The organism is Brachybacterium tyrofermentans, from assembly GCF_039526165.1.
In the GTDB taxonomy this organism is placed as follows: Bacteria; Actinomycetota; Actinomycetes; order Actinomycetales; family Dermabacteraceae; genus Brachybacterium; species Brachybacterium tyrofermentans.
In genome coordinates this window covers 60,358-67,785 of the sequence record NZ_BAAAIR010000017.1, presented here as the reverse complement: position 1 = coordinate 67,785, position 7,428 = coordinate 60,358, and the positions used below count along the sequence as shown (strand labels likewise).

The window sequence follows — 7,428 nt, the reverse complement described above, 5'->3', positions numbered from 1 at the left end:
ATCCTGCTCACCAGCGCCGCGAGAACCGTAGCGTGAATACCCGCCACAGCAGGGTCATTCACCACGAACCGCGAAGAGCCTCTATTTGCGGCCAGACAGCGCCGTCCGTCAGGCGTGGGACACTTCGGTCGCCGCCGTCGAGGCCGGTGTGACGGCCAAGATCCCGCGGGAACGCGACACCGACCGGAACGCTGCCTGGGCCAGCGGCCGCACCGCCGGGAACATCGGGGCGGCCTGGTGGGCCCAGGTCCTCCAGCAGTCCGCTCCCGACACCGCCGGCGCCTGGCGCCTCGCGTCACAGCCGGTCCGTCCTGGCAACAGCGGCGGCTCCTTCGCCGCGCTTCCCCACACCTGCAAGGACCCGGAGGCCGCCCTCGCTTTCATCACCTGGATCAACTCTCCCGAGAACCAGGCCGCCGCCTACCAGGACGAGTCGCTGTTCCCTTCCACACCCGCCTCCTTCGAGGATCTGACCTACTCCGGAGACTTCTACGGGGACCAGGACCCGCTCGCGTTCTTCTCCACCGCTGCGGAATCGGTCCCCTCCTCGTTCATCAGCAACGCGGAGACCTTCATCATGGGCAAGTTCGTCCTCGAGCTCTCGAACGTGGAGACCTCCGGCAAGGATTCCGAGGCCGCCTGGAACGATGCGATCGGCCAGGCGGAGCGCGTCCTCCTCAAGCGAGGAGTCTTCTCATGAGCACCGCAATCCCGACGCGGCCGCGCGACGCCCTCACCCCCGCGGATCCCACCGCCAAGCGAAAGCGGAAGATCCGGGAGGTGCTGCCGCTCTACCTGGCGATCTCCCCCTTCTATCTGCTGTTCGCCGTCTTCGGCCTGTTCCCGATCCTGTTCTCCATCGTCCTGTCCTTCATGGACTGGGACGGAATGGGAGAGATGTCCTTCGTGGGCCTGGCGCAGTACAAGTTCCTGCTCACCGACGGCCGCTTCTGGAACTCCGTCGGCAACACCTTCATCATCTGGTTCCTCTCGACCATCCCGATGCTGTTCTTCGCGATGGTCATCGCGTTCCTGCTGCACCAGAACATCCGGTTCACGAAGTTCTACCGAGTGGCCTTCTTCCTGCCCAACGTCACCTCGATGGTGGCGATGGCGATCGTCTTCGGATCGGTCTTCTCCGACACCTTCGGCCTGGTGAACTCTGCTCTCACCGCGGTGGGCCTGGACGCCGTGCCGTGGCTGTCGAGCCCCTGGGGCATCAAGATCACGATCGCGGTCATGGTGATCTGGCGATTCACCGGCTACAACGCGATCATCTATCTCGCGGGCCTGCAGTCCATCTCCACAGACCTGTACGACGCCGCGAAGGTCGACGGAGCCAACCTGTCGCAGGTCTTCTTCCGGGTGACGGTGCCGATGATGCGCCCCATCATCCTGTTCACGGTGATCACCTCGACTATCGGCGGCCTGAGCCTGTTCACCGAGCCCCAGGTGCTGCTCGGAGATTCCGGCGGCGCCGGCGAGGCGGGCATGACGATCGTGCTCTACCAATACAACCAGGCGTTCACCCAGTTCGACTTCGGCTACGGCTCGGCGATCGCCTGGGCCCTGTTCCTGATCGCCGCCATCTTCGCGATCATCAACTGGCGCCTGGTCTCCGGACGTGGTGACGACACGGTGCGACGCGCTGTACGGACCAAGGAGGCCCGAGGATGACCGCACTGAAACCGGCCGCACCGAAGAGCACGGCAGATGCACACCGCCCGAACGCGCACTACGTGGCGCGGGGCCGGCTCGTCGCCGTCGTCACCCACCTGTGCGTGATCACCGGCGTGCTGCTGTCGATCTTCCCGTTCTACTGGCTGATCGTGATGTCGACCTCGACCACCGGGGAGATCTTCGGCTACCCGCCGAAGCTCACCGTCGGCAGCAGCTTCGCGGAGAACGTGCGCAGCGTCGTCTCCAGCGTCGACCTGCTGCAGGCCCTGGTGAACACGATCATCGTCTCCACGGCCAGCGCTGCCCTGGTGATGTTCTTCGACTCCCTGGCGGCCTTCGCCTTCGCGAAGTTCGACTTCCCGGGCAAGAAGCCGTTGTTCATCCTGCTGATCGCCACCATGCTGGTGCCCGGAAGCCTCTCCCTGGTCCCGAGCTTCATCCTGATGTCGGAACTGGGCTGGGTAGGGACGCTGCAGGCGCTGATAGTCCCGGGCGCCGCGAACGCCTTCGGCATCTTCCTGCTGCGGCAGATGGCGGCGGGATCCATCCCCGACGAGCTCGTGGAATCGGCACGGATCGACGGCGCCGGATTCTTCACCACCTACTGGAGGGTGGGCGTGCCTCTCCTCCGCGGGGGCCTCGCCTTCCTCGGCATCTTCACCTTCATCACCGCATGGAACGACTACGTGTGGCCGTTGATCGTGCTAGTGGATCCGGAACGCCAGACCCTGCAGACGGCCCTGCAGAACCTCAACTCGCTGTACCTCACCGATTACGGGATGGTGATGGCCGGCGCCCTCATCAGTGTGGTCCCGCTGATCGGCGTGTTCATCATCGGCTCGCGGCACTTCATCGCCAACATCGCCGCTGGCGCGATCAAGGGCTGAGCCGCCGACGACCGACCGCCTGTGCCTGGGCTCAGGCCAGTCAGGTCCGGCTGGGCTCGATCCGGCTTGGCCGGGCCTGGCCTGGCCCGGCCTGGCCCGATCCAACCTGATCTGGCTCGATCCGATCCGACCTACCCGATCTGACCTGGCCTGCTCGCCCATTCCACGAGAACGTGCCAGCGACGACACGTTCTCGTGGATCGGGTCGGCGTGTTGCCCACGCAGTCTGCCCTCCGCGGGCCGCGGGCCACGCAGTCCGATGCGTGGGGTCGCCACAGCATGACGACGGGGCGCCTCCCGGTGGGAGACGCCCCGTCGACAGGCATGCTGGCGCGTCAGTCGGCGCTGCGACCGTTCACGCTCGGCGTGTTCTTCTGGACCGTCATGAGGAACTCGGTGTTGGACTGGGTCTTCTTGACCCGCTCCATGAGCAGCTCGAGAGCCTGCTGCTGCTCGAGGGACCCCAGGACACGGCGGAGCTTCCACATGATGGCCAGCTCCTCCTTGCCCATGAGCTCCTCCTCGCGACGGGTGCCCGAGGCATTGACGTCCACGGCCGGGAAGATGCGCTTGTCCGCGAGGTGACGGGACAGGCGCAGCTCCATGTTGCCGGTGCCCTTGAACTCCTCGAAGATGACCTCGTCCATCTTGGACCCGGTCTCCACCAGGGCAGAGGCGAGGATCGTCAGCGAGCCGCCGTGCTCGATGTTGCGCGCCGCACCGAAGAAGCGCTTGGGCGGGTAGAGCGCGGAGGCGTCGACACCACCGGAGAGGATGCGGCCCGAGGCCGGAGCGGCGAGGTTGTAGGCGCGCGAGAGCCGCGTGAGCGAGTCCAGCAGCACCACGACGTCGCGACCCATCTCGACCAGGCGCTTCGCCCGCTCGATGGCGAGCTCCGCGACGATCGTGTGATCCGAGGCAGGGCGGTCGAAGGTGGAGGCGATGACCTCACCCTTGACCGTGCGCTGCATGTCGGTGACTTCCTCGGGACGCTCGTCGACCAGCACGACCATGAGGTGGACCTCAGGGTTGTTCGTGGTGATCGCGTTGGCGATCTGCTGCATGATGATCGTCTTGCCGGCCTTCGGCGGCGCGACGATGAGACCACGCTGGCCCTTGCCGATGGGCGAGACGAGATCGATCAGGCGAGGGGCGAGGCCCTTGGGATCGGTCTCCAGGCGCAGACGCTCATCCGGGTACAGCGGCGTCAGCTTGCTGAAGTCCACGCGCGAACGGGCCTTGTCCTGGGGCAGACCGTTGACGGTGTCCACCTGGACCAGCGCGGCGTACTTGCTCTGGTTGTTGCCACCGCCGCCGCCCTTGCCGCGACGGTTGCGACCGCCGCCGTGGTGCTGCTGCGGCTGCTCGACCTGGTGGTCCTCGCCGTCGCGAGGAGCCTTGACCTGGCCGGTGATCGCGTCACCCTTGCGCAGACCGGCGCGCTTGACCTGATTCATCGTCACGTAGACGTCGCTGGGGCCGGGGAGGTACCCGGTGGTGCGCACGTAGGCGTTGTTGTCGCGGATGTCGAGGATTCCGGCGACCGTCATCAGCTCCTCGCCGCCGCGCGGCTCGGAGTCCTCCTGCTGATCGTTCCGGTTGCCCTGGTTGCCCTGCGAGTTCCGGCCGCCCTGGGAGTTCTGCCCGCCCTGGGACTCCTGACCGCCCTGGTCGTTCTGGCCACGGCCGCGACGCTTGCGATCGCGCGAGCGGTTCCGGCTGCGGGGGCGGCCGCGACGGTCGTCGTCGTAGTCGTCGCCCTGGTTGCGATCCTCGTCGTTCTCGCCCGAGCGGTCCGGCAGCGCGATGTCCTCGAGGCGGCGACGCTGATTGCCACCCTGCTGGTTCCCGCGGCGGTCCTGACCGTCGCGTCCCTGCTGCGAGGAGCGGCCCTCGTCGTCCCGGTCGGAAGCGGTGCGACGGGAATCGTCCCGGCGCGAGCCCCCCTGGCGGGAGTCGTCACGGTTGTCCTCGTCACGACGGGTCTCGTCACGACGGGTCTCGTCGCGACGGTTGTCGTCACGACGGGAGTCGTCGCGGCTGTCATCGCGACGAGCGTCCTCACGGCTGTCGTCGCGAGCGGCGCCCGCGGGGCGCGTGTCCTCACGGCGGCCGCCGCGGCGCCCGCCCTGACGATCCGGGAGCTCGAGGCCCAGATCCGGGGCGTTGTCCTCGCCCTGGTCACGAGCAGCCGAGCGGGACCGCGACCGCGACCGGGTGGGGGCCTCGTCCGTCTCGGACCGCGACGAGCGACCCTGCTCGGTGCCGGTGCCGGTGCCGGTGCTGGTGGACGTGGAGCGTGCGGAGCGCGCCGAGGAGCGGTCGCGCTGCGTCGCGCCCTGCGGGTCCTCGGTGGACGCCGCCGGGGCGGTGGAGGCGGCCGGCGCGCTCGAGACAGCGGCCTCAGGCGCAGCGGCGGGCGCGGCCTGAGAGGACCCGCCCCCACGGATGGCGTCGATGAGCTCGCCCTTGCGGAGGCGCCGCGCGCCCTTGATGCCGAGGTCAGTCGCGATGGACTGCAGCTCGGGAAGCTTCTTCGCCGCGAGATCCGCGTCGGAGGTGGTGTCGTTCACCCGGGTTCCTTCCTGTCGAACCGGACGGAGCCGATTCTTTTCTGGTCTGGTTGCCGCTGCGGGCAGAGGGACGGAGTCCGGGTGCTTCAGCGGCTCATCCGAGCAAGGTGACGCCACGGTGCAGGGCACCGATGGTCGGCCTGCTGGTGTGCTTCGGGGTGCGTCAGCGTCTGGTGCACGGGCCTGCTCGGCACGGTGTGCGCGGAGCGCAGGGTTCATGCGTGACGCTGATCAGGGATGCATCGGGACACGGGACACTGCCGGCAGACTCTGCTGCAGTGCTCGCCATCGGACGATGCCGCCTGGACGCAGGCTCAACCTACCACAGGGGCAGCAGGGTTCTCCCGCAGCGGGACCTGGGCGATCCGCCACGTCGAGGGATCGGTGACGATCCGGCGCACCAGGGGCGCGACCTCGGACCGTCGGCCGGACAGGACGAGCACGGAGGGCCCTGCTCCCGAGATCACGGCGGGGTGGCCCTCCTGGCGCAGCACGCGCATCAGCTCGATGCTCTGGGACATCCCGGCGGAGCGCTGCTCCTGGTGCAGGCGGTCCTCCGTCGCCTCCATGAGCAGCTCGGGGTCCCCGCCGAGCGCGTGGACCAGCAGGCCTGTGCGCGAGGCGTTGAAGACGGCATCGGCATGGGGCACCTCGGCGGGCAGCAGGCCCCTCGCCTGGTGCGTGGACAGCGTGCTCGAGGGCAGCAGGACAACGGGGTTCAGCACGCCTGGAGCGTGTGTGAGCGACACGGAACGCGCACGGCCGCCGGACATCCAGGAGAGCACGACGCCTCCGAGCAGCGCCGGGGCGGCGTTGTCCGGATGGCCCTCGAACTCGGTCGCGAGGTCCAGCACGGCGGCATCGTCCAGGGCGTCGGGATCGGACAGCAGCCCGCGCGCGAGCAGCAGGCCGGCGATCGTGGCCGCGGCGCTCGATCCCAGTCCCCGACCATGCGGGATCCGGTTGACGGTGCGCAGGCGCACCCCGGTCTGCGGAGCGCCCGCGTGGTCGAGGCCCCGGCGCAGCGCCCGCACGACGAGGTGCTCCTCGCCGGTGGGCACCGATCCCGAGCCCTCGCCCTCGGCGTGGATCTCGATCCCCCCGGTGGTCGCCTCGAGCTCGAGGTCGTCGCACAGCCCGAGCGCGAGCCCGAGGGTGTCGAATCCGGGGCCGAGGTTGGCGGAGGTCGCCGGGACCTGGACGGAGACTCGCGTGTTCTGGATCCTCACAGGCCGATGGCCTCCGCGGCGGCGGCGATGTCGACCGGGATCACCGTGGGGGTGAGATCGCGCTGGGAGAGGGCGGTGTCGATGTCCTTGAGCCCGTTGCCGGTCACTGTGATGGCGATCGTCGCGCCGGCGGGGACCAGGCCGCGCTCGGACTGCTGGAGCAGGCCCGCCACACCCGCGGCGGAGGCCGGTTCGACGAAGATCCCGACCTCCGCGGCCAACAGGCTCTGCGCGTCGAGGATCTGCTGGTCGGAGACGGCGTCGATGAGACCGCCGGAATCGTCGCGGGCGGTGACCGCGAGGTCCCAGGAAGCCGGGGCACCGATCCGGATCGCGGTCGCAACGGTCTCGGGATTGCTGATCGGGCGCCCGGCCACGAAGGGTGCGGCGCCGGCGGCCTGGTATCCCCACATGGCGGGGAGCGCCTGGTTGACGCCTGCCTCGTGGTACTCGCGGTAGCCCATCCAGTAGGCGGAGATGTTGCCCGCGTTGCCGACCGGGAGGATGTGGATGTCCGGCGCGCGGCCCAGGGCATCGCTCACCTCGAAGGCGGCGGTCTTCTGCCCCTGCAGGCGGTAGGGGTTCACCGAGTTCACGAGCTCGACGGGATGCTCCGCGTCGAGCTTGCGGGCGATCTCGAGGCAGTCGTCGAAGTTGCCCTGCACCTGGATCAGCTTCGCGCCGTGCACCACGGCCTGGGCGAGCTTCCCGGCGGCGATCTTGCCCTCGGGCAGCAGCACCGCGCAGGTCATCCCCGCGGCCGTCGCGTAGGCGGCCGCCGAGGCGCTGGTGTTGCCGGTCGAGGCGCACACCACGGCGGTGGCGCCGTCGTTCAGCGCCTTCGACATCGCCGAGACCATGCCCCGGTCCTTGAAGGAGCCGGTCGGGTTCTGGCCCTCGACCTTGATATGGACATCCGCGCCGACCCGCCTGGACAGCGCCGGTGCGGGCACGAGCGGGGTGCCGCCCTCCCCCAGCGTGAGCAGGGTGTCGGTGTCGGCGAAGGGCAGGTGTTCACGATATTCGGCGAGGACGCCGCGCCACTGATGTGCCATAGGG

6 protein-coding genes are annotated in these 7,428 nt (G+C 68.8%); 3 read left to right on the top strand and 3 right to left on the bottom strand.

What is annotated here, in order from left to right:
- Positions 1 to 85 precede the first annotated feature (85 nt).
- From ABD093_RS04265 to ABD093_RS04255, 3 genes are read left to right on the top strand one after another with little or no spacing between them, the layout of a single operon-like run.
- A complete protein-coding gene (locus ABD093_RS04265; RefSeq protein ID WP_343922655.1) occupies positions 86 to 700 on the top strand; it encodes an extracellular solute-binding protein in 615 nt (204 codons plus the stop codon).
- Positions 697 to 1,677, top strand: a complete 981-nt coding sequence (locus tag ABD093_RS04260) for a carbohydrate ABC transporter permease (RefSeq protein WP_193116083.1) — start codon at positions 697 to 699, stop codon at positions 1,675 to 1,677. The genes ABD093_RS04265 and ABD093_RS04260 overlap by 4 nt, the downstream gene beginning before the upstream one ends.
- Positions 1,674 to 2,567: a carbohydrate ABC transporter permease gene (locus tag ABD093_RS04255; RefSeq protein WP_193116084.1), complete on the top strand. Its 894-nt coding sequence runs from the start codon at positions 1,674 to 1,676 to the stop codon at positions 2,565 to 2,567. Before ABD093_RS04260 ends, ABD093_RS04255 begins: the two co-directional genes overlap by 4 nt.
- Before the next feature lie 335 nt (positions 2,568 to 2,902).
- Here ABD093_RS04255 and rho read toward each other — a convergent pair whose 3' ends face one another.
- The 3 genes from rho to thrC all read right to left on the bottom strand — a co-directional run bounded on the left by rho (position 2,903) and on the right by thrC (position 7,424).
- Positions 2,903 to 5,140, bottom strand: a complete 2,238-nt coding sequence (gene rho, locus ABD093_RS04250; protein WP_193116085.1) for a transcription termination factor Rho — start codon at positions 5,138 to 5,140, stop codon at positions 2,903 to 2,905.
- Between the two features lie 314 nt (positions 5,141 to 5,454).
- The gene (gene thrB, locus ABD093_RS04245) at positions 5,455 to 6,369 is read right to left on the bottom strand and encodes a homoserine kinase (RefSeq protein WP_193116086.1); all 915 of its coding nucleotides are present in this window, start codon (positions 6,367 to 6,369) and stop codon (positions 5,455 to 5,457) included.
- Positions 6,366 to 7,424 (bottom strand): threonine synthase, encoded by a 1,059-nt coding sequence (thrC, locus tag ABD093_RS04240; protein WP_193116087.1) that lies wholly within the window; start codon positions 7,422 to 7,424, stop codon positions 6,366 to 6,368. Before thrC ends, thrB begins: the two co-directional genes overlap by 4 nt.
- Positions 7,425 to 7,428 lie beyond the last annotated feature (4 nt).

Bases quoted from the DNA above. Each gene is read 5' to 3' on its own strand.
- thrC (WP_193116087.1), bottom strand. From the start codon at position 7,424: ATGGCACATCAGTGGCGCGGCGTCCTCGCCGAATATCGTGAACACCTG.
- ABD093_RS04255 (WP_193116084.1), top strand. From the start codon at position 1,674: ATGACCGCACTGAAACCGGCCGCACCGAAGAGCACGGCAGATGCACAC.
- ABD093_RS04260 (WP_193116083.1), top strand. From the start codon at position 697: ATGAGCACCGCAATCCCGACGCGGCCGCGCGACGCCCTCACCCCCGCG.